20 protein-coding genes and 1 riboswitch are annotated in these 24,017 nt (G+C 71.3%); of the genes, 13 read left to right on the top strand and 7 right to left on the bottom strand.

The genetic code is table 11. From position 1 onward, the window contains the following. Positions 1 to 86 precede the first annotated feature (86 nt). Positions 87 to 767 (bottom strand): TetR/AcrR family transcriptional regulator, encoded by a 681-nt coding sequence (locus tag ABD264_RS10590; RefSeq protein WP_244944767.1) that lies wholly within the window; start codon positions 765 to 767, stop codon positions 87 to 89. Positions 768 to 837: 70 nt separating this feature from the next. Between ABD264_RS10590 and ABD264_RS10585 the strand changes: the two genes are divergently transcribed. From ABD264_RS10585 to ABD264_RS10545, 9 genes are all read left to right on the top strand, one after another. Beyond that, positions 838 to 2,202 (top strand): acetyl-CoA C-acetyltransferase, encoded by a 1,365-nt coding sequence (locus tag ABD264_RS10585; RefSeq protein WP_344205959.1) that lies wholly within the window; start codon positions 838 to 840, stop codon positions 2,200 to 2,202. Positions 2,203 to 2,251: 49 nt separating this feature from the next. Then, positions 2,252 to 3,634 (top strand): 3-oxoacyl-ACP reductase, encoded by a 1,383-nt coding sequence (locus tag ABD264_RS10580; RefSeq protein ID WP_144942319.1) that lies wholly within the window; start codon positions 2,252 to 2,254, stop codon positions 3,632 to 3,634. A 4-nt stretch (positions 3,635 to 3,638) separates the two neighbouring features. After that, entirely contained in the window at positions 3,639 to 4,709 is a 1,071-nt protein-coding gene (locus ABD264_RS10575; protein WP_344205957.1) for a MaoC family dehydratase, read from the top strand. Between the two features lie 226 nt (positions 4,710 to 4,935). Then, positions 4,936 to 7,224: an NAD-dependent DNA ligase LigA gene (gene ligA, locus ABD264_RS10570; RefSeq protein WP_303106059.1), complete on the top strand. Its 2,289-nt coding sequence runs from the start codon at positions 4,936 to 4,938 to the stop codon at positions 7,222 to 7,224. A 7-nt stretch (positions 7,225 to 7,231) separates the two neighbouring features. Further along, complete coding sequence (locus tag ABD264_RS10565; protein ID WP_144942316.1) at positions 7,232 to 8,089, top strand: inositol monophosphatase family protein; 858 nt, start codon at positions 7,232 to 7,234, stop codon at positions 8,087 to 8,089. A 429-nt stretch (positions 8,090 to 8,518) separates the two neighbouring features. Continuing rightward, a complete protein-coding gene (locus ABD264_RS10560; RefSeq protein ID WP_344205954.1) occupies positions 8,519 to 9,241 on the top strand; it encodes a transglycosylase family protein in 723 nt (240 codons plus the stop codon). A 148-nt stretch (positions 9,242 to 9,389) separates the two neighbouring features. Further along, positions 9,390 to 10,586, top strand: a complete 1,197-nt coding sequence (locus ABD264_RS10555) for an NAD(P)/FAD-dependent oxidoreductase (RefSeq protein WP_144942314.1) — start codon at positions 9,390 to 9,392, stop codon at positions 10,584 to 10,586. A gap of 318 nt (positions 10,587 to 10,904) precedes the next feature. Continuing rightward, the gene (locus tag ABD264_RS10550) at positions 10,905 to 11,075 is read left to right on the top strand and encodes a hypothetical protein (RefSeq protein WP_303106061.1); all 171 of its coding nucleotides are present in this window, start codon (positions 10,905 to 10,907) and stop codon (positions 11,073 to 11,075) included. 75 nt (positions 11,076 to 11,150) lie between these two features. Beyond that, positions 11,151 to 11,303, top strand: coding sequence for a hypothetical protein (locus ABD264_RS10545; protein ID WP_186366705.1), 153 nt, complete (start codon positions 11,151 to 11,153; stop codon positions 11,301 to 11,303). 183 nt (positions 11,304 to 11,486) lie between these two features. On the opposite strand, the gene ABD264_RS10540 is transcribed toward ABD264_RS10545, so the two are convergent. The 5 genes from ABD264_RS10540 to ABD264_RS10520 all read right to left on the bottom strand — a co-directional run bounded on the left by ABD264_RS10540 (position 11,487) and on the right by ABD264_RS10520 (position 18,318). Beyond that, entirely contained in the window at positions 11,487 to 13,931 is a 2,445-nt protein-coding gene (locus ABD264_RS10540) for a S9 family peptidase (RefSeq protein WP_344205951.1), read from the bottom strand. 187 nt (positions 13,932 to 14,118) lie between these two features. Beyond that, positions 14,119 to 15,258, bottom strand: a complete 1,140-nt coding sequence (locus ABD264_RS10535) for an ABC transporter permease (RefSeq protein WP_303106063.1) — start codon at positions 15,256 to 15,258, stop codon at positions 14,119 to 14,121. Beyond that, entirely contained in the window at positions 15,255 to 16,139 is an 885-nt protein-coding gene (locus ABD264_RS10530) for an ABC transporter ATP-binding protein (RefSeq protein WP_144942310.1), read from the bottom strand. Before ABD264_RS10530 ends, ABD264_RS10535 begins: the two co-directional genes overlap by 4 nt. 122 nt (positions 16,140 to 16,261) lie before the next feature. Further along, positions 16,262 to 17,050 carry a response regulator gene (locus ABD264_RS10525; RefSeq protein ID WP_303106064.1) on the bottom strand — a complete coding sequence of 263 codons (789 nt, stop codon included), beginning with the start codon at positions 17,048 to 17,050 and terminating at the stop codon, positions 16,262 to 16,264. After that, positions 17,047 to 18,318, bottom strand: a complete 1,272-nt coding sequence (locus ABD264_RS10520) for a sensor histidine kinase (RefSeq protein WP_303106065.1) — start codon at positions 18,316 to 18,318, stop codon at positions 17,047 to 17,049. The genes ABD264_RS10525 and ABD264_RS10520 overlap by 4 nt, the downstream gene beginning before the upstream one ends. 231 nt (positions 18,319 to 18,549) lie before the next feature. Here ABD264_RS10520 and ABD264_RS10515 point away from each other — a divergent pair, with 231 nt between their 5' ends. Continuing rightward, positions 18,550 to 19,314 carry a CPBP family intramembrane glutamic endopeptidase gene (locus tag ABD264_RS10515; RefSeq protein ID WP_144942307.1) on the top strand — a complete coding sequence of 255 codons (765 nt, stop codon included), beginning with the start codon at positions 18,550 to 18,552 and terminating at the stop codon, positions 19,312 to 19,314. A gap of 141 nt (positions 19,315 to 19,455) precedes the next feature. Here the strand turns inward: ABD264_RS10515 and ABD264_RS10510 are convergent, their stop codons facing one another. Further along, positions 19,456 to 20,094 carry a VOC family protein gene (locus ABD264_RS10510; protein WP_126875036.1) on the bottom strand — a complete coding sequence of 213 codons (639 nt, stop codon included), beginning with the start codon at positions 20,092 to 20,094 and terminating at the stop codon, positions 19,456 to 19,458. A gap of 105 nt (positions 20,095 to 20,199) precedes the next feature. Continuing rightward, positions 20,200 to 20,318, top strand: a riboswitch (SAM riboswitch). A 74-nt stretch (positions 20,319 to 20,392) separates the two neighbouring features. Here ABD264_RS10510 and ABD264_RS10505 point away from each other — a divergent pair. The 3 genes from ABD264_RS10505 (at position 20,393) to ABD264_RS10495 (ending at position 23,941) form a co-directional block, all read left to right on the top strand. Continuing rightward, positions 20,393 to 21,835, top strand: coding sequence for a bifunctional o-acetylhomoserine/o-acetylserine sulfhydrylase (locus tag ABD264_RS10505; protein WP_126875035.1), 1,443 nt, complete (start codon positions 20,393 to 20,395; stop codon positions 21,833 to 21,835). Next, positions 21,832 to 22,998 carry a homoserine O-acetyltransferase MetX gene (metX, locus tag ABD264_RS10500; RefSeq protein ID WP_144942305.1) on the top strand — a complete coding sequence of 389 codons (1,167 nt, stop codon included), beginning with the start codon at positions 21,832 to 21,834 and terminating at the stop codon, positions 22,996 to 22,998. The genes ABD264_RS10505 and metX overlap by 4 nt, the downstream gene beginning before the upstream one ends. 127 nt (positions 22,999 to 23,125) lie before the next feature. Then, complete coding sequence (locus ABD264_RS10495) at positions 23,126 to 23,941, top strand: GNAT family N-acetyltransferase (protein ID WP_144942304.1); 816 nt, start codon at positions 23,126 to 23,128, stop codon at positions 23,939 to 23,941. Positions 23,942 to 24,017: the final 76 nt, after the last annotated feature.

Here is a 24,017-nt window from a genome sequence, read left to right as displayed (position 1 = left end):
ACTCCTGAATTTTCTCGTGGACGGTTGGTCCGTCCGGGGTGAGGGTCATGGTTGCGGGAAGAGGAAAAGGGTGAGGGGATGCAGAACTAGGGGTGGGTCGACGAGAGGGGCGATGCGACGTCGGGCCTTCCCGGCGGGCCGCCGCTGCCCAGGGGGCGCAGACCTTCCACGGCCCATGCGGTGATGGTGCTGCTCATGTCGTGACGGTCCGGAAGTCCCGGGGCGTCGCCCTGCGCGAGCCACGCCTCCCCGGCGCCGCGAACCATGCCCACGGTCGAGGCGGCCCAGCACCGCAGCACCGCGGTGTTCATGGCCTCGTCGCCGTGGAGCCGCAGGTGCTGCTCCACGAGCAGGTCCCGCACTGAGTCGACGAAACGCTCGATGGTGGAATCCTGCTCATCCGGGGCGGTCACGACGAAGCGGTAGACCTCGGCCGAGCCCGCAACGGAGCGAAGGTACTCCGAGACCAGCGCGTGGATCATGGCGGCGAAGGTGTCCGCCTCGCTCGCCGCGGCCACCATGCGGCGGCGCATCCGTGTCACGAAGTACTCGCCCACGGCGGCCTGCACGCCGGCCTTGTCCTTGAAGTACCGGTAGAACACGGACTTCGAGGTGCCGCACGCGGTGGCGATCTCCTCCATGGAGATGGCGGCGCCGTGCGCGGCCACGGCGTCGCGCGCGGCCGTGATCAGCTCTATGCGCCGCCTGGCGCGGTGTCGCTGCCAGCGGCTGTTTCTGCCATCGACGGGGTTCGTGACCTGTTTCACGATACCGAGAGTATCAGCTACTGTGGGTTTCAAGTGATCCACGTCGCACAAACCCTCAGGAGCAACCCCCATGTCCGAGAACACCCAGAAGCCGAACTCCACGTCCACGCACGCCGCGGGCAAGCACGCCTCGAACGCCGCCGGTCCCCGCCCCGTGGTGGTCGCTGGCAACCGCATTCCCTTCTCCCGGGCCGGCGGTGCGTACGCGAACGCGTCCAACCAGGACATGCTGACCGCCGCGCTCGACGGTCTCGTGGCACGCACCGGGATCGCCGGTGAGCGCCTGGGTGCCGTGGCCGCCGGCGCCGTCATCAAGCACTCGCGGGACTTCAACCTGACCCGCGAGTCCGTGCTGGGCTCCGCCCTGGACGCGGCCACCCCGGCCTACGATGTTCAGATGGCGTGCGCCACGGGCATGGAGACCGTCAGCTCGATCTCCAACAAGATCCGCCTGGGTCAGATCGAGGCCGGCATCGCCGGTGGTGTCGACTCCTCCTCGGACGCGCCCATCGCCGTGAGCGAGCGGCTGCGCCACGCGCTGCTGCGCCTGCAGCGCGCCAAGACCGCCGCCGAGAAGATCAAGGCGTTCAAGGGCCTGCGCCCCGGTGACCTGGCCCCCTCGGTCCCCACCTCGGGAGAGCCCCGCACGGGTCTGAGCATGGGTGAGCACCAGGCGATCACCGCACTGAAGTGGGAGATCACCCGCCTCGCGCAGGACGAGCTGGCCGCCGCGTCCCACAACAACCTCGCCGCAGCGTACGACCGCGGGTTCTTCGACGACCTCGTCACCCCGTTCAAGGGCCTGTCCAAGGACAACAACATGCGTCCGGGCTCCACCGTGGAGAAGCTCGGCGCCCTGAACCCCGTCTTCGGCAAGAAGCTTGCGGGGGAGGCAACCATGACCGCCGGTAACTCCACTCCGCTCACGGACGGTGCCTCCGCAGTGCTCATCACCACGGACGAGTGGGCCTCGGACCACGGCCTGACCCCGCTCGCGGAGGTCGTGGACAGCGAGGCCGCCGCGGTGGACTTCGTGACCGGCAACGAGGGCCTGCTGATGGCTCCGGCCTACGCCGTGCCGCGGCTGCTCGCCCGCCAGGGCCTCACGCTGCAGGACCTGGACCTCGTGGAGATCCACGAGGCATTCGCCTCCACCGTGCTGTCCATCATGAAGGCGTGGGAGTCCCCCGAGTTCTGCAAGGAGCGCCTGGGCCTGGACAAGCCGCTGGGCTCGATCGACCGCAGCAAGCTCAACGTCAACGGCTCGTCGCTGGCCACCGGCCACCCGTTCGCCGCCACCGGTGGTCGCATCGTGGCCTCCACAGCCAAGGAGCTCGCGGCGCGCGCCAAGGCGGAGGGCAAGCCGCAGACCGCACTGATCTCGGTGTGCGCCGCCGGCGGCCAGGGCGTGGCCATGCTGCTGCGCTCGGCCTGAGCACCGCACGGCAACCGCGAGACAACACGAGATCTGGGAGAGACGAACAGTGACTGACACATACCTGGACATGGTCAACTCGGGGCTGGGGAAGCAGGTCGCGGGCAAGCTCGGGCTGCCGCGCCCGGTGACCCTGCGCCGCTTCAAGGCCGGTGCGGACTTCCCCGAGGGCTCCGTGCTGGTGCTCGGCAAGGGCCGGGCCGCCGACGCCGCCGCGAAGGACCTGCTCGCGTGGGACCTCGACGTCCGGCGCACCGCGCAGGACGTGGACCGCGTGGGAGCCGTGGTCATCGACTACACCGAGGCGGAGACCCCCTCCCAGCTGGGTGGGCCCGCGCTGGAGCTGGCCTCCGCGCTGCGCAAGCTGCGTCGTGGCGGCCGCGTGATCACGCTGTCCCGTCCGGCGCTCGGGATCGGGACCGGCGCGGCGTCGGGCACTGCGGCGAACGCGGAGCCCCTGAGCCCCGCCGTCTCCGCGGCCCGCCAGGGCGTCGTCGGCATCCTGCGCTCCGTGGCCCAGGAGATGCGCGGCGGCGTGACCGCCAACGGCGTGCTGATCGCTGACGGGGTCTCCCCGGACGTGGCCAGCGTGACCGGGGCTATCCGCTTCTTCCTCTCCGGGCGCAGCGCGTACGTGGACGGCCAGTTCCTGACCGTCAGCGACGACCGCGGCGACGCCGGAGTGGACTGGGATCACCCGGTCGCCGGCAAGATCGCCGTGGTCACCGGTGCCGCCCGCGGCATCGGCGAGCAGGTCACCCGCACGCTGGCAGCCTCCGGCGCCACGGTGATCCCTGTGGACGTCCCCATGGCCGGTGACGCGCTCAGCACGCTCGCCAACGAGCTGCGCGTTCCCGCCCTGCAGCTGGACGTGACCGATCCCGAGGCCGGGCAGAAGATCCTGGACCTCGTCACCGCGCGCTACGGTCGTCTGGATCTCGTGGTCCACAACGCCGGGATCACGCGGGACAAGATGCTCGCCAACATGGACGCCGCCAAGTGGGACTCCGTGCTCGCGGTGAACATCGAGTCGCAGCTGCGGATCAACGAGACGCTGCTCGCCTCGAAGGACCTCGGACCGGCCCCGCGAATCGTGTGCCTCGCGTCTACGAGCGGCGTTGCGGGCAATCGCGGCCAGACCAACTATGCCGCCTCCAAGGCGGGCGTGATCGGTCTCGTCGCGGCCACGGCCCCGCTGATCGCGGCCAAGGGCGGCACCATCAACGCGGTGGCGCCCGGGTTCATCGAGTCGGACATGACGGCCAAGATCCCCGCGGCCCGCCGCCAGATCTCTCGCCGCCTGAACTCGCTGCAGCAGGGCGGGCTGCCCGTGGACGTTGCACAGGCCATCACGTTCCTGCTCTCGGACGCCGCCGGCGGCATCAACGGCCAGACGCTGCGCGTGTGCGGCCAGAGCCTGGTGGGGGCGTGATCGCATGAGCGAGGAACTGCCGGGGCTGCCCGGCGACTACGAGGTCGAGCTGCTCCGCGGACCCGTGAAGCTCCCGGGGCTCTACGCCTCGGCGGGCGCCCACGCGGCGGCGTCGGCACTGGGCGGCGCGGCGGCGTCGGCCACCCGCAGGGTGCTGCCCGCCCTGCGCAACTCGCCCGCGAAAAAGGTGCTGCCGGCGTCGCTGCGCGGGGAGGCACCGGAGCGCGTGGACGCGTCCCTGGAACTGCCGCGGGTGGCACACCAGGTGCGCGGGCTGAGCGCGGATCCCGAGTGGCACGGGAAGTTCTGCCGCGTGGTGCATGCAAGTCCGCATCCGGTGGCACCCGGTTCGGAGCTCAGCGCCGTGTACTCGGGCGCGCTGCACGCCCTCGCGTTCCCCGTGGCCATGTCCGTGCTGACACGCCCGGACTTCCCGCTGCCCGTGCTCGGCATGGTGCACCTGAGCAACACAGTCCACCACATCACGGACGTGGCGGTCGGCGAGCCCGTCACCGCCACGGCGTGGGTGGACAACCTGCAAGCGCACCGCTCCGGAACCCTGGTGGATGCGATGGTCACGCTGGGCCGCGAGGACGGCGACGTCGTGTGGGCCGGGCGCTCCACGTATCTCGCCAAGGGGGTTCACACCGCGATCGCCGGGCAGTCACCGAGCAGCGGCGACTCTGGGGAGACCGACAAGCGCGAGGAGTTCACGCCTCCGCACCCCACAGGCGAGTGGCGCCTCGGGGCCGGTACGGGGCGTGAGTACGCGGCCGTCAGCGGCGACTACAACCCCATCCACCTCTCGGACCCGTCCGCGCGGGCCCTGGGCATGAAGTCCGCGATCGCGCACGGGATGTACACGGCGTCGCGCGCCCTCGCGATGACCGGTGTGCCCGCCGAGGTCCCGTTCGTGTGGTCGGTGGACTTCGCCACCCCCGTGCGGCTTCCTGCCACGGTGGCCGTGGCGGTGGACGACGACGGTCGCGGCCACTCCTGGCGCGGTTCCACCGTGGACGTGTGGGACCCCAAGCGCAACCGCCCCCATGCGCAGTTGCGGGTGACCGCCCTGTAGCGGGACCCAGCGCACAGCTGCGACGAGCGTCGCCCCCGGACCACTGCACGAGGTCCGGGGGCGGCGCTCGTCGTCGTTCGGCTCGGGCAGCGTGGGCCCGCAGGCGCGGGCCTCTGGGCGCGGGCTCGACGGCGCGGCGTCGTCCCCGGTGCGGCACGGGGCCCACTGTGGGACCGTGCCGGGACCGCGGACTCAGCGTGTCGGCGTCGTGGGTCACAATGGTGCGGTGAGCACAGAGACAGCCAAGACCGCCCAGCGGGCCACGGACGTGAACGGCCAGGACCTCAACCCGGAGGAGCCCAGCGAGGCACTGCGGGAGCAGTACGCCGAGCTCTCTGACCGGGTGCGCGAGGCGCGCGCCGCCTACTACGTGCACGACCAGCCCGTGATCTCGGACGCGGAGTACGACGCCCTGTACCGCGAACTCGAGGAGTTCGAGGCGTTGCACCCGGAGCTGAAGGCCAACGACTCACCCACGCAGGAGGTCGGCGGCGAGGTCGGTGTGGCGTTCAGCCCGGTCACGCACCTGGAGAAGATGTACTCGCTCGAGGACGTCTTCTCCACGGACGAGCTCGTGGCGTGGCTCGAGCGCGCGCAGCAGCAGGTCGAGCAGCTGCCGGGGGCACCGGAGGTCGCGTGGCTCAGCGAGGTCAAGATCGACGGTCTCGCGGTCAACCTCCTCTACCGCGACGGCGTACTCGTGCGCGCGGCCACGCGCGGGGATGGCACCACGGGCGAGGACATCACGCACAACGTGGCCACCATCAAAACCATCCCGCAGCGGCTCACCGGTGAGGACTTCCCGGAGGAGGTGGAGGTGCGTGGCGAGGTGTTCATCTCCTCCAAGGACTTCCGCGCGCTCAACGAGACGATGGTGGAGGAGGGGCGCGCGCCGTTCGCCAACCCCCGAAACGCGGCCGCGGGTTCGCTGCGCCAGAAGGATCCGGAGGTCACCGCGCGGCGACCGCTGTCCATGTTCGTGCACGGCATCGGCTACGTGCGCGGCGTCGAGCTGACCACGCAGTCCGAGGCCTACGACGTCCTCAAGGGCTGGGGGCTGCCCGTGAGCCCATATTCCCGAGTGCTGGCCTCGGTGCCCGAGGTCCTCGAGTTCATCGCCGAGTTCGGGGACAGGCGGCACAGCCTGCTGCACGAGATCGACGGCATCGTGGTCAAGGTGGACGACCGCCGCACGCAGTTCCGCCTCGGTTACACCTCCCGCGTGCCCCGCTGGGCGGTGGCATACAAGTACCCGCCGGAGGAGGTCAACACCAAGCTCCTGGACATCCTCGTGAACGTGGGGCGCACCGGGCGGGTCACTCCTTTCGGGCTCATGGACCCCGTGCGGGTGGCCGGTTCCACGGTGGAGATGGCCACACTGCACAACCAGGACGTGGTGAAGGCGAAGGGTGTGCTGATCGGGGACACCGTGGTGCTGCGCAAGGCCGGGGACGTGATCCCGGAGATCGTGGGACCCGTCGTTGCCCTGCGGGACGGTTCCGAGCGCGAGTTCGTGATGCCCACCGAGTGCCCGTCCTGCGGCACCCCGTTGCGCCCCGCCAAGGAGGGGGACGTGGACATTCGCTGCCCCAACGCGCAGACCTGCCCGTCCCAGCTGAAGGAGCGCGTGAACCACGCGGCCGGGCGCGGTGCGTTCGACATCGAGGCGCTCGGGGAGGAGGCCGCGAAGGCCCTGACCCAGCCCGTCCCGCTGGACGCCCCGGACGGCACCGACTTCTCGGCCCCGCCGCTGCGCAACGAGGCCGGGCTGTTCGACCTCAGCCCGCAGGACCTGCGGGACGTCATGGTGTGGCGTGACTCCCGGCGCACCGTCAAGGACCCCGAGACGGGCGAGAAGGTGCAGCGGGTCACGCCCGAGCTCGTCCCCTATTTCTGGACCAAGCCCACGAAGGCCAGGCCGAGCGCCCCGTCCAAGACCACGGAGCAGATGTTCGCGCAGCTGGAGAAAGCTAAGGACACAGACCTGTGGCGCGTGCTGGTGGCCCTGTCCATCCGGCACGTGGGACCCACGGCGGCTCGCTCACTGGCGGTCGCTTTCCGCAGCATGGATGCGATCCGCGCGGCGGACCAGGAGACCCTCGCCGGCACCGACGGCGTGGGGCCCGTGATCGCCCAGGCGGTGATCGAGTTCTTCGAGGAGCCGTGGCGGCGCAACGTGGTGCAGACCTGGGCCGAGGCCGGGGTCCGCATGGAGGAAGAGGTGGACGAGTCCACGCCCCGCACCCTGGAGGGGGTCACCGTGGTGGTCACAGGCTCGCTGGAGGGCTACAGCCGCGACTCCGCCAAGGAGGCCATACTGGCGCGCGGCGGCAAGGCGGCCGGATCGGTCTCCAAGAAGACGGACTTCGTGGTGGCCGGCGAGAACGCGGGCAGCAAGCTGGACAAGGCCGAGTCCCTGGGTCTGACCGTCCTGGACGAGGCGGGCTTTGACCTGCTGCTCGCGCGGGGCCCGGCGGCGTTCGAGGACGCCGCGGCCGCGGCAGATGAGGAGTAGACCGGACATGGCTGACGCACTGGAGGGGCTGGGCCCCGGGACGGACGAGCTGGAGGACCTTTTGGCGGTTGCGCTGGAGGCGGCCGAGGCAGGGGCACAGGTGCTTCGCGGCAGGGACACTGCGCAGCTGCATGCCGTGAACAAGTCCTCGGAGGGGGACTGGGTGACGGCCTTCGACGTCGCCGCTGAGGACGCCGTCAGCGAGGTGCTGCGCGGGGCCAGGCCGTACGACGCGATCACCGGGGAGGAGTCCGGGACCTATGTGCCGGGCCAGCGTTCCGGCGTGCGCTGGTCCGTGGATCCCCTGGACGGCACCACCAACTTCATCCGGGACATCGTCTACTATTCCACCTCGGTGGCTGCGTGCGACGAGCACGGCAACTGGCTCGTGGGGGTTGTGAACGCTCCCGCCCTGGGGCGGATCTACTACGCCGTGGCGGGGCTTGGCGCCTGGGTGCGCCGCAACGGCAGGGACACCCGGTTGACGGGCCCGGTGCCTTTGCGACGGGGAGCGCTCTACGGGACGGGGTTCTCGTACGACCCCGCGGTGCGCCGCGAGCAGTTCGGCGCTTTCCTCGAGACCATGGAGAACTTCTCGGACATGCGCAGACTGGGAGCCGCATCACTGGACCTCTGCATGGTGGCGGAGGGGACCCTGGACGGGTACTCGGAACGGGGGCTGCACGAGCACGACTGGGCGGCCGGTGCGCTGATCGCCCACGAGGCCGGAGCGGTGGTGGAACGCCCCGATCTGCCCCCGCCGCCGGCGCTGTGTGAGGAAGAGCACACGGATCCTAGTGCGATTGTGAACGTCTACGAAAAGGCCCGTGTGGCCAGCGTCATCGCGGCGTGGGCGGCCAACTGAGCGGGAGATATCAGACCGTTATGCACTGGCTATCAGTCCGTTACCATGGCGTGGCCGATGTGCGAGGTTGACCTCTGCGACGGGGGTGCCCTAGCGTGTCACGAGTTGAAGGGCCCTGCGGGCCGTGATACGCGCCCAAGACTGGGGTTGTCCCCAGAATTGGTATAACGAAAACGTAACGCTGCACTTGGCTGAACGCGGAATGTTACGCTATCGTTATCAACAACTTCCTCAGCGGACTTTCGTGAGCGGAAGTTCGCTACCGGACCACTGATCCGTGGTCTGGACTGTGCTGGATGCTGCTGCAACACCGTACGTCGTCTGTATGGCAGCATTCCGTAGTTTCTACCCCTAACACCAACTGTCAAGGGTAGACGACGGCGCGAAGACCCCCGGGGACGGGAGCGAGCGTAGGTGGCCTTACGGAGCATGATGAAGACTTCAACCGCTATTCGCCGTGGTGCCGCTGCTGTCGTGATGGGTGGTGTGGCCGTCGGTGCCTTCGCCGTTCCCGCCAACGCCGCTCCGAGCCTCGACGCAATCAAGCAGTGCGAGTCCGGCGGAAACTACCAGGCCGTCAACGCCTCCTCCGGTGCCTCCGGCGCCTACCAGTTCCTCGACAGCACCTGGGCCGGCATGTCCCAGTCCGCGGGCTACGCCCACGCCGCGGATGCGCCTGCCGCCGTCCAGGACGCTGCCGCCGCCGAGCTCATGGCCCGCTCCGGTGCCAGCCAGTGGGAGTGCTCCTCCATGATCTCCTCGGGTTCCTACTCGGCCCCCGCCGCCGCCGCGTCGGTGTCCACGCAGTCCTCCTCCGTGCAGGAGGCCGCCCCGGTCGAGCAGGCTGCCCCCGCCGTGCAGCAGGCCGCGCCGGTGAAGGAGACCGCACCCGTGCAGGAGACCGCGCCCGCTCAGGAGTCCGCTCCCGTGGCCCAGGCACCGGCTGTGGAGTACTCCGCCCCCGCTGCCCCCGTGCAGCAGGCTGCTCCGGCCGCCGGCACCTACACCGTGCAGGCCGGCGACACGCTGGGCACGATCGCCAACAAGCTGGGCGTCAACGGCGGCTGGGAGGCCCTGTACGCGGCCAACTCCGGCTCCGTGGCCGATGCCAACCTGATCTTCCCGGGCCAGGTTCTCAACATCCCCGCCTGATTTCAGGCACTCGTCCCCCGGGACGAGCCGGTCGTGACGCTGAACTGATCAGCAGAATGCCCACTCGGAACCCCGTTCCCGCCCACGTGGCGGGGACGGGGTTTCTGCGTTGCCGTTCAGTTGCAGGCAGGGGTGCGAGAATGGGTCCATGTGCCAGGAGATTGTGATCATCGGTGGCGGGATCGCCGGACTGTCCGCGGCGTCCGAACTCGCCCGGTTGCGGGGGGCAGGACACGGCATCCTGGTCCTGGAGGCCGAGGAGGACGTCGCACTGCACAGCTCCTCCCGGTCGGCGCAGCAACTGATCCCCGGCTACGGCCCGGGACCGGTGCTTGAGCTGACGCGCTGGAGCATCGACCAGATCCTGCGGGCGGGTGAGGAACTGGCGGCGCCGCTCGCCTGGCCTAGTGCGTTTGTGGTCGCCGGTCGCCCGGAGGACGTCGCAGCCATGGCGGCCCCGGGGATGCGGTCACTCAGCCGGGAAGACCTCGTTCTGCTCTGCCCCGAGCTTGCGGCGAACCCGGAGCGGTACCCCTCGGCGGCCGTGGACGACTCCGCCGTTCGGACGGATGCCTCGGCCCTCGTGGCGTGGCACCGTGCTCGGGCCGAGGCCGCCGGGGTGGAGATTCGCACGGACGCGCGCGTGGTGGGACTTTCCCCGCAAGAAGGAGAGACCTGGGTGGTCGACGTCGTCGGTTCCGGCAAGACGGCAGCGAGGTCGGAGACGGCGGTGCGGGCCCGTACGGTCGTCAATGCCGCGGGCTCGTGGGCCGAGCACGTCGGCGCGCTGGCGGGCGCCACCCCGCAGGGGCTCCAGCCCTACCGCCGCACGGCCGCGCTGGTGAGCCTCGCCGAGCCGTTCGTGCCCGAGCACCCGATGGTCGACGACGCCGCCCAGGACTGGTACTACCGCCCCGACCCGGTGGGGGCCATGATCTCCTGGGGTGAGGCGGAACCGAGCGAGCCCTGCGATGCCACTCCCCACGACGGCGCTGTTGCCGCTCTGATCGAGACCCTTGAACGGGAGACTGCCCTGCGGATCACCGGCACGGTCAAGGAGTGGACCGGTTTGCGCACCTCCCGCCCGAGCGACGTGCCGGTGTGCGGCTGGGATACCGCCGCTCCCGGGTTCTTCTGGCTGGCCGGCCAGGGCGGCTACGGCTTCCAGACCAGCTCTGCGCTCGCACGGGCCACCGCGGAACTCGTCGTTCAGGGGCGGGTGGGTTGGTGGCTGAGCGCGGACACGGTCGAGGCGCTTCGCCCGGCGGCCAGGGACGCGGACGTCGTCCTGCGGTGCCCCACCGGCACTGACGGGAACCCCGCTACCGGGGGAGCGGCGTTGTAGACCGCCCCGATCTCCTGCTGCCTGCCCGCAAGCTCAAGCACGCCGCGTTCGTGACGGGCAAGCGTGCCCTGCGGCTGTGGAGCACCATCGTGTTCGCCACGGTGAGGCGGGTGGGACCGCGCCACGCCGCGATGAGCCCGCACACGTTCGACCCGTCGCGGTACCACCGCTCGTTCCTGCCGCCGGACGCACCCGACCGGGGCCACGGGGGAGAGCAAGCTGCCTCGCAGTGTGTTCGTGCCGTGGCTCGGGGATAGCCCGTTGACACCGCGTCGACGGGAGAAACTGGTGGTTCTGCGGGAATGGATCGGGCTCCCGGTGAAGCTGGTGACCCCGGAGAACCTGAGCGACTGGGTGCTGCCCCAGCACCCGCTCCACCGGGCCTACGAGAACCTCTCCCTGGTCTGCCGTTCCAACTACCTGCGCGCGTCCCTGACGCACCACCACGGGGGCGGCTACTGCGACCTTAAGGCGTCGGCGGCGGGTTGACAGGACGCATTTGTCCGCGCGGAACGGAACCCGGAGGCGTGGTTGACGGGTTGTGCCGAGGCAGCAGCAGGGGGCGTGACTCGCTTGCCGGAAGACCTCGAACTTGTGGGCTGCCCGGTCTCCTGGACCCGGCTCCTCGGCGGGGTCCTGCACCCGCGGCAGCTCAAGCACCTGGAGTGCGCGAGGCAGGACCCGGACCTGCTGCTCGAGTTCGAGAACTACCAGTAGACACGACGGCGCCGCCGCGGCGGGGGCGCCCGCTTCACCGTCGACGTCGGTCGGGACGTGGCCCTGTCGGGGACGCGCCGGGTGCGCCCGGTCCAGCCCACCAGGACGGACGAGTTCGGTCCAGGCCACGGCGCCTGTCACGCCCGGCCCGACCTGCGGCGACGCCGCCCGGCCCCGGGGTGCTCAGTCCGCGACGCCCAGGCAGCGCATGAGCCACGCGTACTCCCACGCGGTGTCCTTCCACTGGGCGTACCTGCCGGAGGCACCACCGTGACCGCCGGCCATCTCGCAGCGCAGCAGCACGGTCTCCGGGTGCGCAACCTTGGTGCGCAGCTCCGCAACCCACTTCGCGGGCTCAACGTACAGCACGCGGGTGTCGTTGAGGCTCGTCACCGCGAGGATCGGCGGGTAGTTGGCATCGCGCACATTTTCGTAGGGGGAGTAGGAACGCATGTACTCGTAGACCTCTGCGGACTCCACGGGGTTGCCCCACTCCTCCCACTCGAGGGCGGTCAGTGGCAGCTCGGGCATGAGCATGGAGGTCAGCGCGTCCACGAACGGCACCGCGGCCAGCCCGCCGCAGTACAGCTCGGGGGCGAGGTTCAGCACCGCGCCCGCGAGCAGACCGCCCGCCGAACCGCCCATCAGCGCGATCCGCCGCGCATCCACGTCCTGGCGTGCGGCCAGGTGCCGGGTCACGGCCACGAAATCGGTGAAGGTGTTGGTTTTGGTGTTCTTCTTGCCGTCCTCGTACCACGCGCGTCCCAGCTCACCGCCGCCGCGCACGTGGGCCACGGCCCAGATCACACCGCGGTCCAGCAGGGACAGCCGCGAGATGGAGAACGCCGGGTCCGTGCTGATCTCGTAGGAGCCGTACGCGTACTGCAGCACGGGCGCGGGCACCGCGGGGTCCAGGTCTGCGCGGCGGATCATGCTCACGGGAATCCGCGTGCCGTCCTCCGCGACCGCCCAGTCCCGCTCCACGGTGTAGTCCTCGCTGCGGTACCCGCCCAGCACAGTGGCCTCGCGCCGCAGCGCGGGCTCACCCACGCCGAACGCGTCCAGCGCACCGGCCCCGGGCTCGCCCGTGGGGATGTCGTACACGCGCGGCGGCGTCACGAAGGATGTGTAGGACACGCGCACCACCGAGTTCTCGTACTCGGCGGAGAGCACGCCGGTGCTGCTGAGGTCCTCGTCGAACGCGGCCTGTGTCCCGGTCAGCAGCCCGGCGTTCGCCGCCGTGCCGGTGCCCGCAGACGACGGCGCCGCACCGCCCGCCCGTGCGTCCGTTCCGTCGTGCGCCATCCCGGTCACCAGTGGTTCCAGGGCCGTGCGGGGGATCAGGCGCACCCGGGGCGTGGTGTCCTCACGCAGGGCCACCACCAGGTGGGTGGCCGTGGGGATTGCGGACTCTACGCGCACGGTGTCCGAGGCGGGGACCACGTCCACCAGCTCCACCTCCGTGAGGCCCCGCCCAGCGTGCTCCATCGGCATGAGGCTGACGCGCCCGTTCGGGGCGTGCGCGTCGTGGGAGAGCAGCAGCACATCGGTGCCGGCCACGGTGAGCGGCTCCACCTCGTAGAGCACCCGCTCCTCGCGGGAGAGCACAACCCGCCACGGCAGGTCCACAGGGGCCTCGGGGTGTGCCTCCTCCGTGCCGTCACTACGACCGGGGTCCGCCCCCATGCGCTCGTCGGGCGCGTCCTGGTGCGCGGGGGAGGGCGCCGCTCCGGAGGACGGGCCACGGGAACCCGGCGCGGCGGCGTCGTGCTCCGGGGTGTGTGAACCGCGCGCGGCAGCGTCGGCGGCGGAAAGCTCGCTCAGGCGCAGGACGCTGTACTCGCTGTACTCCGAGCACGAGGAGGAGAGCATGAGCCACTGCTTGTCCGCGGAGAGCTCCGCACCGAGCCACAGGCCGGGATCGTCCTCCTGGAACAGCAGCTGGTCTGCGGAGACGTCCGTGCCGATCACGTGGCGGTACACGCGGTACGGGCGCCAGGACTCATCCACCACGGTGTAGACCACCTGCGAGGCGTCCGGGGTGAGGAACGCACCGTAGGAGGTCTGGGGGATCCGGTCCGCGAGCAGCGCCCCGGTGGTGAGGTCCTTGACGTGGACGGTGAACCGCTCGTCCCCGGCGGTGTCCTCGGACCACGCGAGCCGGGAGCCGTCCTCGGCCACGCTGAACGCGCCGAGCGCGTAGAAGTCGTGCTCCTGCGCCGCGGCGTTCGCGTCCAGGAGGGTCTGCTCACCGTCCAGGGGCGTCCCGGGCTCCACGGCGGGCGGGGTCCAGTCCGCAGGGTCCGCCGCGGGTACCCGGCAGAACACCTGGTGGGCGCCGCCCTCCACGGTGCGCGCGAAGTACCACCAGTCCCCGTGGCGGCTGGGGACCGAGAGGTCCGTCTCCTGGGTGCGGTCCTTGATCTCCGTGTAGATGCGCTCCCGCAGCGGGGCGAGGTCTGCAGTGACCGCCTCCGCGTAGGCGTTCTCACCGTCCAGGTGTGCCCGGACCTCGGGGGAGTCCTTCTCCCGCAGCCACTCGTAGGGGTCGCAGAACGTGTGGCCGTGGAACGTGCGCTTTACGGGACTGCGGGGGGCCACGGGGAAGGTCTGCTGCTCGGAAGTCATGCGCCCCAGTCTAGGGACGTGCCGGCGGGCCGTGCGGGTGCCCGACCGCACGGCCCGCCGGGGTGGTGTTGCCTTCCAGCTCCGGCTCGTCGCGCCGGGTGCTGCGCCCCGTCCCCGCGTGCCCCAGGACCGGCGGACGCCGGCCCGCGCGCTCCGGGACCGGGGTCCGCGACCGGTGGCGCGGCCCTCAGCCCCGCAGGGCCTCCCGCCACTTGAGCGCTCTGCCGGTGCGCAGGATGGAGCGTTCGTAGATCACCGCGGCGAGCCAGATGGCCAGGGCGGTTGTCACGACCAGCAGCACCAGCGAACCGACGTGCTCCCACCCCTGCCCCTGCCCCAGGAAGATGCGCAGCGGCACGGCCACCGGGGCGGAGAACGGGATCCAGCTCATGATGCGCAGCGCCTCCGGGTTGTCGTTGAAGAAGATGACCCCGAAGTAGGGGAGCATGATCAGCATCATCACGGGCATGGATGTGGAGCCGATGTCCTCCTGCCGGGACACCATGGACGCAGCGGCGGCATAGAGGGCCGCGATCATCACGAACCCGGTGGAGAACAGCACCACGAACCACAGGATGGGTACGCCCATCCCGTCCAGAGGCAGCACGTCCCCGTTGATCTGCAGGCCCAGCAGCAGCGCACCAGCCAGCAGGGCCACCTGCAGGATGGCCATGGCCGCGTTGCCCAGCACCTTGCCGGCCATCATGGCCCGCGCCGGGACCGCGGCGAGCAGGATCTCCACGACCCGCGACTGCTTCTCCTCGATCACGGACACCGCGATCTGCTGGCCGAACGTCACGGAGGCCATGAAGAACACGAGCCCAAAGCCGAAAGACATGAGGTATCGCAGCGCGGGGTTCGGCGCGGTGGGATCCAGCAGCTCCACTCCCGGGCGCGTGGACAGCGCCTGCACCAGATCCGAGGGGGCGTCCGTCATGGCCAGGACACTCACACCGGCCGGACTGTCCGGATCCGGCACCACGGCGGCGTCGGCCGCACCCGAGAGCACCGCCTCCCGGGCCGCATCCTCGGAACCGACGGTCTGCGGGGCGTAGTCCTCGCCGAGGGCCTGGACGGACGGCACGGTCTGCTCCACCACGGCCACGCGGGTAGAGCCCCCGGCGAAGAGGTCGCCCAGGCGTGGCACGAGCAGCGTGGCGGCCAGTGCGGCGGCCAGCAGGATCAGCGTGGTGATAATGAACGGCTTGGAGGCGGCCTTCACCTTCATCTCGCGCGCGGCCACGGTGCCCACCGCGGTCCAGAAGGATGTGCGCCGCGGGCTGCGCGGCTGCGTGGTGCGATCAGGGGTGCTGGTGACGGTGCTCATCGGGTGACCTCCGTGAAGATCTCGTGCAGGGTGCGGGTGACAGGTCCGAAGCGGTGGACGGTACCCCGGGCCACGGCGTGGGCAAGGACGGCGTGGGCGGCGGCCTCGGAGTCGGCCAGGAAGTGCACGCGCCCGCCGTCGAAGGAGAGCACCTCCACGCCGGGTGCCTCGCGCACCCAGCCGGTGTCCGCGGCGGCGTCGAGCTCCCACTCGGGCTGCGTGTGCGCAGCCAGCAGCTCGGAGCGCGAGCCCGCGGCGCGCACCCGCCCGTCCGCGAGGATGACGAGCTCGTCGCACAGCCGCTCCACGACGTCCAGCTGGTGGGAGGAGAACAGGACAGGAACCCCGGTGTCCGCGGTCTCGCGCAGCACCTGCACCGTGGTCTCCACGGCGTGGGGGTCCAGCCCGGAGAAGGGCTCGTCCAGCACGAGGGCCACGGGATCGTGCACCAGGGCGGCGGCGATCTGGGCCCGCTGCTGGTTGCCCAGGGACAGCTCCTCGAGCCTGCTGCCCGCGCGGTCGCGGAGCCCCAGGCGCTCGAGCAGCGCCATGGCCCGGGCCTTCGCGTCCGCGCCGGTCATGCTGTGCAACCGGCCCAGGTAGACCAGCTGGTCCAGCACGGTCATCTTGGGGTAGAGCCCACGCTCCTCGGGCATGTACCCGATGCCGGCACGGTAGTCCGCGGTGATGGGGGAGCCGTCCACCTCGATCTGCCCCGATTCCACCGACAGCACGCCCAGGAGGATGCGCATGGTGGTGGTCTTGCCCGCGCCGTTGCCGCCCACGAACCCCGTCATGAGGCCAGGGCGGATGCTGAAGGTCAGATCCTTGAGCACGTGCGCCGACCCGAAGGACTTGTTCACCCCGTTCACTGTGATCATGGTCCGAGCCTAGGAAGGCCCGGGCGCGTCCACCTCCCCCTCGGGGTGGATCTTCCGCGCCGTGACCACCTCCGCCGGCGGGCGGAGCCGGGCACGGGTTCCGTCCGCGGCGGGCCGTGCGCTCAGGTGCCGGAGTGCCCGTGCTCGAAGGCCCAGATCACCGCGTGGACCCGGTCCCGGGCGCCCGTCTTCTGCAGCACGTTGGACACGTGGGTCTTCACCGTGGCCCTGCCCACCACCAGCTCGCGGGCGATCTCCGCGTTGGACAGCCCCCGGGCCATGGCGGTCAGCACCTCGGTCTCCCGGGCGGTGAGCCCCGCGCGGGAAGCGTCCTCGCCTGGCCGCGCTGCCGTCCCGGCCACGGCACCGGGCGCACCGGGTGACGACGTCGCCGCGTCGCGCTCCCGGGCGGGCGAGCCCGGGGCAGGTGCCGCGGCGTCGCCCGCCGGAGCGGGGGAGGGCGGCGTCGTCTCCCCGGCCAGTGCGGACGCCCCCGCGGTGCGGGCCAGCACCTTGCGCGTAACGAGCGGATCCAGCAGGGCGTCCCCGCGCCCCAGCACCCGGACGGCCTGGATCAGCTCCTCCGGTCCGGCGGACTTGAGCAGGAACCCGGAGGCCCCGGCGGAGAGCGCGGCGAACAGGGCTTCGTCCGTGTCGAACGTGGTGAGCACGAGCACCGCAGCGCGGGAGCCTGCGGCGAGCAGCCGACGGGTGACCTCGATGCCGTCCAGCCGCGGCATCTGCACGTCCATGCACACGACGTCCGGTGCGAGGGCGGCGGCGAGCTCGAGGGCCTCCTGGCCGTCGCAGGCCTCGCCCACCACCTCGATGTCCTCCTGAGAGGTGAGGATCGCGGAGAATCCCACGCGGATCAGAGGCTGGTCGTCCACCAGCAGCACACGCAGACTCACCGCTGCTTCTCCCGGTCGTTGCGGGTGGGAACGGTGGGGCGCACGAGCCAGCCACCTCCGGATTTCGGGCCCGCCTCCAGGGTGCCGCCCACCGTGGTGATCCGTTCTCTCATGCCGGGCACCCCCATGCCTGCGCTGTCGGATGCTGGAGCCCCCGCGCGGCCGCCGCGTCCGTCGTCGCTGACCTCCAGCTCCACCCGGTCGGCCCCGGTGCGCAGCCGCACCGCGACCGAGGCCCGCGGGCCGGCGTGCTTTCGGGCATTCGTGATCCCCTCCTGGGCGGTGCGGTACAGCGCCAGCTGGGCCGGGGGCGGCAGATGCGGCTCGGGACCGATGCGGTGCAGCTCCGCGCGCTGACCGATGGCCCGTGCTTCCGCCACGAGCGCGTCGAGGTCCGGGAGGCGGGGCAGGGAATCGGGGGCCTCCTCGCCGTCGCGCAGCGTGTGGAGCATGGTCTTGAGCTCGGTGACGGCGTCACGCGCCGAGGACTCCACGCCGCGCAGGTGTGCGGTGGCGGCCTCGGGATCCCGCGCCATGCTCAGCCGCGCGGCCCCGGCCTGGACGCCCATGGCCGTGACGTGGTGGGCCACGACGTCGTGCAGCTCCCGGGCGATCCTGAGCCGTTCGAGGCTCACGGCCTGCTCCGCAAGCCGCTCCTGCTGCTGCCGGATCTCGGCGTGGGCGGCCTCGAGCTCCTGCCGCTCGATGGCCGCGTTCCACGCCCGGTCGCCGAAGACCCACGCCCCGGCGAAGTAGGCGATGTTCACGAGGAACTGGATCGCGGCGATGGCCATGTAGGCGTTGACGCCGTGCTCACCCACCTTCGGATCCGTGAACTGGTCCACGGTGCTCCAGCCCAGCCACACCGCCACCCCCACGGCCACGGCTGCGCGGGACCACGTGGCGCGGGGGCGGTCCGGGCACCAGGCCCCCACGGAGTAGAAGCCCAGGAACAGCACCACCTGGGAGGCGTACATCTCGATCCCGGCCCACGTGCCGAGCGCGAAGTACACGAAGGACACCGCCACCATCACGGCCACAGGGAAGCGACGCCGCCAGGCGAGCGGGGCGGCCAGCACCACGGCGCCCATGGCAACCCACCCGACGTCCGCCTTCCACGGGACCGACTGCACGAAGTCGGAGAGGTAGACCAGTTCAACGCCGGCCAGTGCCAGCACGCCGGCACCCAGGGCATCCCGCCGACGCCACCCCGGCTGCAGGGCTCGGTGGGGCGGGGAGGTGTCCGTGGCGACGGGGCTCGGGCGCATGGCTTCCCACTACCGACGGAGCGACCCGAACGGCGGGGCGCGCCGTCTCGCGGGTGGACCCGACGACGGCCACCTTCACGATGGGTCCGCCCGACAACGGATCCACCGACGGGGCGGCGGCAGGGAGGGCGCGTGCTCGGCGCGGGGCGCAGCGTGCCCGCACGGTTGCGGCGGGACGCTCCCGGGAACTGCCGACGCGCGCACCGGTCCCGCCGCGCGCACAATGGTGGGGTGACCGATTCCCTCGAGCCACCGCCCCGTGTGCCCCGCGCCGACCTGCGGATGCAGATCCTCCTGGTGCTCGGGGTCTCCCTGGGCGCCTCCGCCGTGTACTCCGTGCTGGACCTCGCGGAGATGGCGCTGCGCTCGTCGATCGCGGAGAGCTCCACGACGCTCAACCAGCCTCTGAGCCCGCTGCCCGTGCTGGATGCCCTGCGCCGGCTCACCGGGATCTGCTTTGCCCTGGTGCCCGTGGCGCTCGCGCTGCACCTGCTCGCGGGCACCACCTCCCGGATCCCGGCCGTGCTGCACTGCATCGGCGTGGACACCCGGCGCCCGGGGCACGACGCCGCGTGGGGCCTCGTGCTGTTCGTCCTGATGGGCGGTGGGACGCTCGCCCTCTACCAGGCCGGTCGCGCGCTTGGGATCACGGCGGAGATCACCACGTCCACGCTGGAGACCACGTGGTGGACCGTCCCCCTGCTGCTGCTCACCGCCCTGCGGCACGCGCTGGTGGAGGAGATCATCGTGGTGGCGTTCCTCGCGGACCGGATGCGGCGGCTGGGGCGTTCGTGGTGGACGGTGGCAGTGGTGTCCTCGATGCTGCGCGCGAGCTACCACCTGTATCAGGGCATCGGTCCGGCACTCGGCAACCTGGTGATGGGGCTCGTGTTCGTGTGGTGCTACCGCCGCGGTGGGCGGCTCGCCCCGCTGCTGCTCTGCCACTTCCTGCTGGACGCCGTGGGGTTCCTGGTGCCCCAGCTCCTGGGCGGCTGAGCGCCACCGCGAGCACCAGCCCGGGGGCGAGGCTGATGGGGTCCGCAATCATGGTGCCCCCCGTGGCTCGCCCCGACGACGAACCGAGTCGCGGGGCCGTGCGAGCGGCGTCGTCGAACCCGGAGGGCTCGGTGCCCCGGATCAGATGGTGACGGGCCCGTCCGGCGTGCCGAAGGTGACCGCCAGAAGACCGGGCGTGCCGTGGGGAGCGGACCACGTGACGTCCACCGAGCGCAGGACGTCCTCCACGGGGCCGCCGAGCCAGTCCGTCACCCGCTCGGGGGAACCGGCGATCTCCATGCCCGTCAGGCTGACGTCCGTGAGGCGCGCCTGCGAGGGGTGCATCTCGTCCGCGGAGTCGAAGTGGATCATGAACGGCAGCTGCGGATCCGCGATCAGGCCCTTGACGCCGATCTGGTGCCAGTCCAGGCGGCGGCCGTCCGGGAAGATCCGGCCGCCTGGCGCGGAGGGTCGGCCCAGCTTCTGCTCGAACGGGGCGAGGTCCGGGACCTCCACGACCCACCCGAGCCAGCCGCCGCCGGCCTCCGAACGTGCACGCACGGCCTGCCCGAACGGCGCCTTGTCCGCGGCGGGGTGCTCCAGCACGGTCACGACCTCCACGTACTGGTGGTCTGTCAGCGGCAGGATCATGTTCCGGGTGCCGAAGCGGGGATGGACCCCGCCCTTCACCGGCTCGATCCCCAACCGGTCCGCGATGCGTTCGGTGGTGGCCTCCAGGCCGTCCGGCTGTGCTGCGAAGGAAACGTGGTCCAGCTTCATGCAGTCATCGTGGCACCCGTCACACGGGCCTCCAAATCCTCGGGTGCAACACTGCGGACACCGGACTTGACGTGGCAGCGGCCGGGTTCCCAAACTGGAGGTCTAGGTCACGAGAGTCAGCGTCAAGCCCCAGCTTGCTGACCGGCAACCCTCCCACCGCGGCGGGGTGCCCTGGGTGAAGACCTGGCCGGGACGTCGTCCGACGCCCACGGCAAGCGCGGGCCACCGGTCGCCCGTTCGTGCGGGCACCGTGCGGACGGTCGCCTGGCCCCTGATCCTTCCGAGAAGGCGAATGGCCATGAGCACAGCACCCACCCCCGACAACCCCCAGGACTGGGCGTTCGAGACACGGCAGATCCACGCGGGGCAGAACCCGGACCCCGTGACGGGTTCACGGGCCCTGCCCATCCACCAGACCTCGTCCTTCGTGTTCCCTGACGCGCACACCGCCGCGGCCCGGTTCGCGCTGCAGGACATGGGCCCCATCTACTCCCGCCTGACCAACCCCACCACCGAGGTGGTGGAGAACCGCCTCGCCTCCCTGGAAGGGGGAGTGGGGGCGCTGATGGTCTCCTCCGGGCAGGCCGCCGCAACCCTGGCCGTGCTCAACCTGGGCGGGGCGGGCACGCACGTGGTGGCCAGCCCGTCCCTCTACGGCGGCTCGTACAACCTGCTGCGCCACACGCTGCCGCGGTTGGGAGTGGAGACCACGTTCGTGGCGGACCCGGACGATCCGCAGCAGTGGCGGGATGCCGTGCGGCCCTCCACCGTGGCGTTCTTCGGAGAGATGATCCCCAATCCCCGCAACGACGTCCTGGACGTGGAGACCGTTGCCGGGATCGCCCACGAGGCCGGGGTGCCGCTGATCGTGGACAATACCGTGGCCACCCCGTACCTGGTGCGGCCCATCGAGTGGGGCGCGGACATCGTGCTGCACTCGGGCACCAAGTTCCTGGGCGGTCATGGCACGGCGATCGGCGGATTCATCGTGGACGCGGGGCGCTTCGACTACGGCGCGGACCCGGAGCGGTTCCCGGGCTTCAGTCAACCGGACCCTACGTACAACGGCCTGGTGTACGCGCGGGATCTGGGGGAGGGCGGAGCCTTCGGCGTCAACCTGTCCTACGTGCTCAAGGCCCGTGTGCAGCTGCTGCGTGACCTGGGCGCGTCCATCTCCCCGTTCAACGCCTTCCTCATCGAGCAGGGGATCGAGACGCTGTCACTGCGCGTGGAACGCCACGTTGACAACGCCCAGCGGGTGGCGGAGTGGCTCGAGGCCCGCCCCGAAGTGCGCTCGGTGTCCTACGCCGGGCTGTCGTCCTCGCCGTGGCACGGGCGGGCTCGCAAGTACGCCCCCCGAGGAGCCGGTTCCGTCCTCGGTTTCGTGCTGGAGGGCGGCAAGGAGGCGGGAATCTCGTTCGTGGACGCGCTGAGCCTGCACTCCAACGTGGCGAACATCGGGGACGTGCGGTCCCTGGTGATACACCCGGCGTCGACGACGCACGCGCAGCTCTCCGAGGACGAGCAGCGCGCGGCGGGCGTGGAGCCCGGCTTCGTGCGGCTCTCGGTGGGCACCGAGGGGATCGAGGACATCCTCGCGGACCTCGAGGCGGGCTTCTCGGCGCTGGCCGCCACGGAGTCGAGCGCGCCCACCCGCACCGGGCCAGGCGCGGACCCCGCCGCTGGCACGGACGGTGGCTCGACGGCGCGTGCGGGCGCGGACGCCGAGCCCGCGGCATGACCGTGAGGCAGACGGACCCGGCGGTGCGCCGGGACGGTGTGGTGCGGGCCGCGGAAATCGGGGAGCTCACCCTGGAGTCCGGGTTCCGGCTGCCTGACGTGCGCCTGGCGTACGAGACGTGGGGCGAGTTGGCCCCGGACGGTTCCAACGCGGTGCTTGTCGAGCACGCGCTCACGGGTGACTCGCACGCGGCGCGCGGCACCACCGTGGGCTATGGGGACACAGCGCCCTTCGACATGGACGGCCGCCGTGCCGCCGCGGACGCCGGTGGCTGGTGGGACGGTCTCATTGGACCGGGCGCGGCCATCGACACCAACCGCTGGTTCGTCGTGTGTGCGAACATCCTGGGCGGCTGCCACGGCAGCACGGGCCCCGCGAGCCTCGCCCCGGACGCCACGCCGTGGGGCTCGCGCTTCCCGCGCATCACCGTGCGGGACACCGTGGCTGCGGAGGCGCGGCTCGCGGACCGGCTCGGGATCCGGCGATGGAGGCTTGTTGTGGGCGGCTCGATGGGCGGTGCCCGCGCGCTGGAGTGGGCCGTGTGCCACCCCGAGCGGGTGGCGGCGTGCGCGGTGATCGCCGCCAACGCCCGCGTGAGTGCGGAGCAGCTCGCGTGGGGTCACGCGCAGGCGCTCGCCATCCGGCAGGACCCTCGGTTCTGCCACGGCAACTACTACGCGGGCCCGCACCCCGTCGAGGGGCTTGGGCTGGCACGCCGGATCGCGCACATCACCTACCGCAGCGCCCACGAGCTCGCCGCCCGCTTCGACCGGGAGGCCCAGCCGCGGGAGGACCCTGCGGGCACGCACCCGGGCACCCGGGGCCGCTACCGGGTGGAGGGCTACCTGGACCACCAGGCGGGGAAGCTTGCCGCGCGCTTCGACGCGAACGCGTACCTCAGCGTCAACGAGACGCTGATGTCCCACGACGTCGCCCGCGGCCGCGGCAGCCTCCGGCAGGCCCTCGCGCGAACCCGGTGCGAGTGGCTCGTGGCCGCGGTGGACTCCGACCGGCTGTTCCTGCCCGAGGAGTCCGCCGAGCTCGCGGCCTCACTGCCCGGTGAGCACGAGGCGCGCACCATCACGTCACCGAGCGGGCACGACGGCTTCCTGCTGGAGACCCCGCAGGTGGGTCGGCTGCTGCGGACGGTGCTGCCGGACTGAGGCCCGGATGACGTGAGATCGGCGCGGGACGGGCGGCGCAGCATCCGTCCCATCCCGCCGTGTGGCCTGGATGCGCAGGGGTGGGGAGGCCTTGCCACGCGGGGTGGTCGGTGTCACACTCTCCCGCATGCGGACCCGAACACTGCTCGACGCCTACGACACGCAGCTGCGAGGTGATGCCGAGATGCTCGACGCACCCGACGTGCTGCGTCTCGGACCCCTGCTCGCCGGGGTGTTCCCGGCGCGGCGGCGGGCCTTCGTCTCCTCCGCGCCCTTCTCGATGGGCGGGGCAGAACTGGACGACCTGATCGCCCACGTGATCACAACATGTGAGGCGGACCCCCGCGTGGACCACATCTCGTGGAAGACCCGGTCGCACGACCCGCTGCCCCACCTGCTGAGCCGACTCCAGCACCACGGTTTCGCTCTCGGGGAGCCCGAGACGGTCATGGTGGGTGAGGCGGATGCAGTCCTCGCCGCCCTCGCCGGGCAGGAGCCCCTCCGGGGGTACGCCGTGGAGCGGGCAGCCAGGGAGGCGCAGCTGCGGGAGGCGGAGCACCTGGCAGGACGGGTTTTCGAGGACTCGCCAGAACGCATCCGGCTCCAGCAGGACGAACTGGTCGAGCGGTGGCGCAGTGCCCCCGAGTCGTTCGAGATGTGGGCGGTACGCGACGGGGACGGCCAGGTGGTCTGTTCCGGGCGCATCGAGTTCCTCGAGCACACTGACTTCGCCGGGCTCTGGGGCGGCGCGTGCCTGGAGGAGCACCGTGGACGCGGGCTGTACCGGGCCCTGGTGGACCGGAGAGCCCGCTCGGCCCGGGACCGGGGGCGGACACTGCTCCACGTCGACTGCAGCGAGTACTCGCGGCCCATCCTGCAGCGGGTGGGACTCGTGCCCGTCACCACGGTGAGATCGGCCACGCGCACGTGCGCCTCACCGTGACGGGGACGAGTCCTCGTCTCCGTGCTGGTGGCCCTCCCACGCGGGCGGCTCGGCGGCGGTCCGTGCAGGACGGCGC

The organism is Kocuria salsicia (assembly GCF_039532055.1).
GTDB lineage: Bacteria > Actinomycetota > Actinomycetes > Actinomycetales > Micrococcaceae > Kocuria > Kocuria salsicia.
The sequence above is the reverse complement of the archived record's forward strand: the minus strand, read 5'-3'. Positions and strand labels throughout refer to the sequence as shown.

Bases quoted from the DNA above. Each gene is read 5' to 3' on its own strand.
- ABD264_RS10585 (WP_344205959.1), top strand. From the start codon at position 838: ATGTCCGAGAACACCCAGAAGCCGAACTCCACGTCCACGCACGCCGCG.
- ABD264_RS10575 (WP_344205957.1), top strand. From the start codon at position 3,639: ATGAGCGAGGAACTGCCGGGGCTGCCCGGCGACTACGAGGTCGAGCTG.
- ABD264_RS10565 (WP_144942316.1), top strand. From the start codon at position 7,232: ATGGCTGACGCACTGGAGGGGCTGGGCCCCGGGACGGACGAGCTGGAG.
- ABD264_RS10560 (WP_344205954.1), top strand. From the start codon at position 8,519: ATGATGAAGACTTCAACCGCTATTCGCCGTGGTGCCGCTGCTGTCGTG.
- ABD264_RS10555 (WP_144942314.1), top strand. From the start codon at position 9,390: ATGTGCCAGGAGATTGTGATCATCGGTGGCGGGATCGCCGGACTGTCC.
- ABD264_RS10540 (WP_344205951.1), bottom strand. From the start codon at position 13,931: ATGACTTCCGAGCAGCAGACCTTCCCCGTGGCCCCCCGCAGTCCCGTA.
- ABD264_RS10535 (WP_303106063.1), bottom strand. From the start codon at position 15,258: ATGAGCACCGTCACCAGCACCCCTGATCGCACCACGCAGCCGCGCAGC.
- ABD264_RS10530 (WP_144942310.1), bottom strand. From the start codon at position 16,139: ATGATCACAGTGAACGGGGTGAACAAGTCCTTCGGGTCGGCGCACGTG.
- ABD264_RS10520 (WP_303106065.1), bottom strand. From the start codon at position 18,318: ATGCGCCCGAGCCCCGTCGCCACGGACACCTCCCCGCCCCACCGAGCC.
- ABD264_RS10510 (WP_126875036.1), bottom strand. From the start codon at position 20,094: ATGAAGCTGGACCACGTTTCCTTCGCAGCACAGCCGGACGGCCTGGAG.
- ABD264_RS10505 (WP_126875035.1), top strand. From the start codon at position 20,393: ATGAGCACAGCACCCACCCCCGACAACCCCCAGGACTGGGCGTTCGAG.
- metX (WP_144942305.1), top strand. From the start codon at position 21,832: ATGACCGTGAGGCAGACGGACCCGGCGGTGCGCCGGGACGGTGTGGTG.
- ABD264_RS10495 (WP_144942304.1), top strand. From the start codon at position 23,126: ATGCGGACCCGAACACTGCTCGACGCCTACGACACGCAGCTGCGAGGT.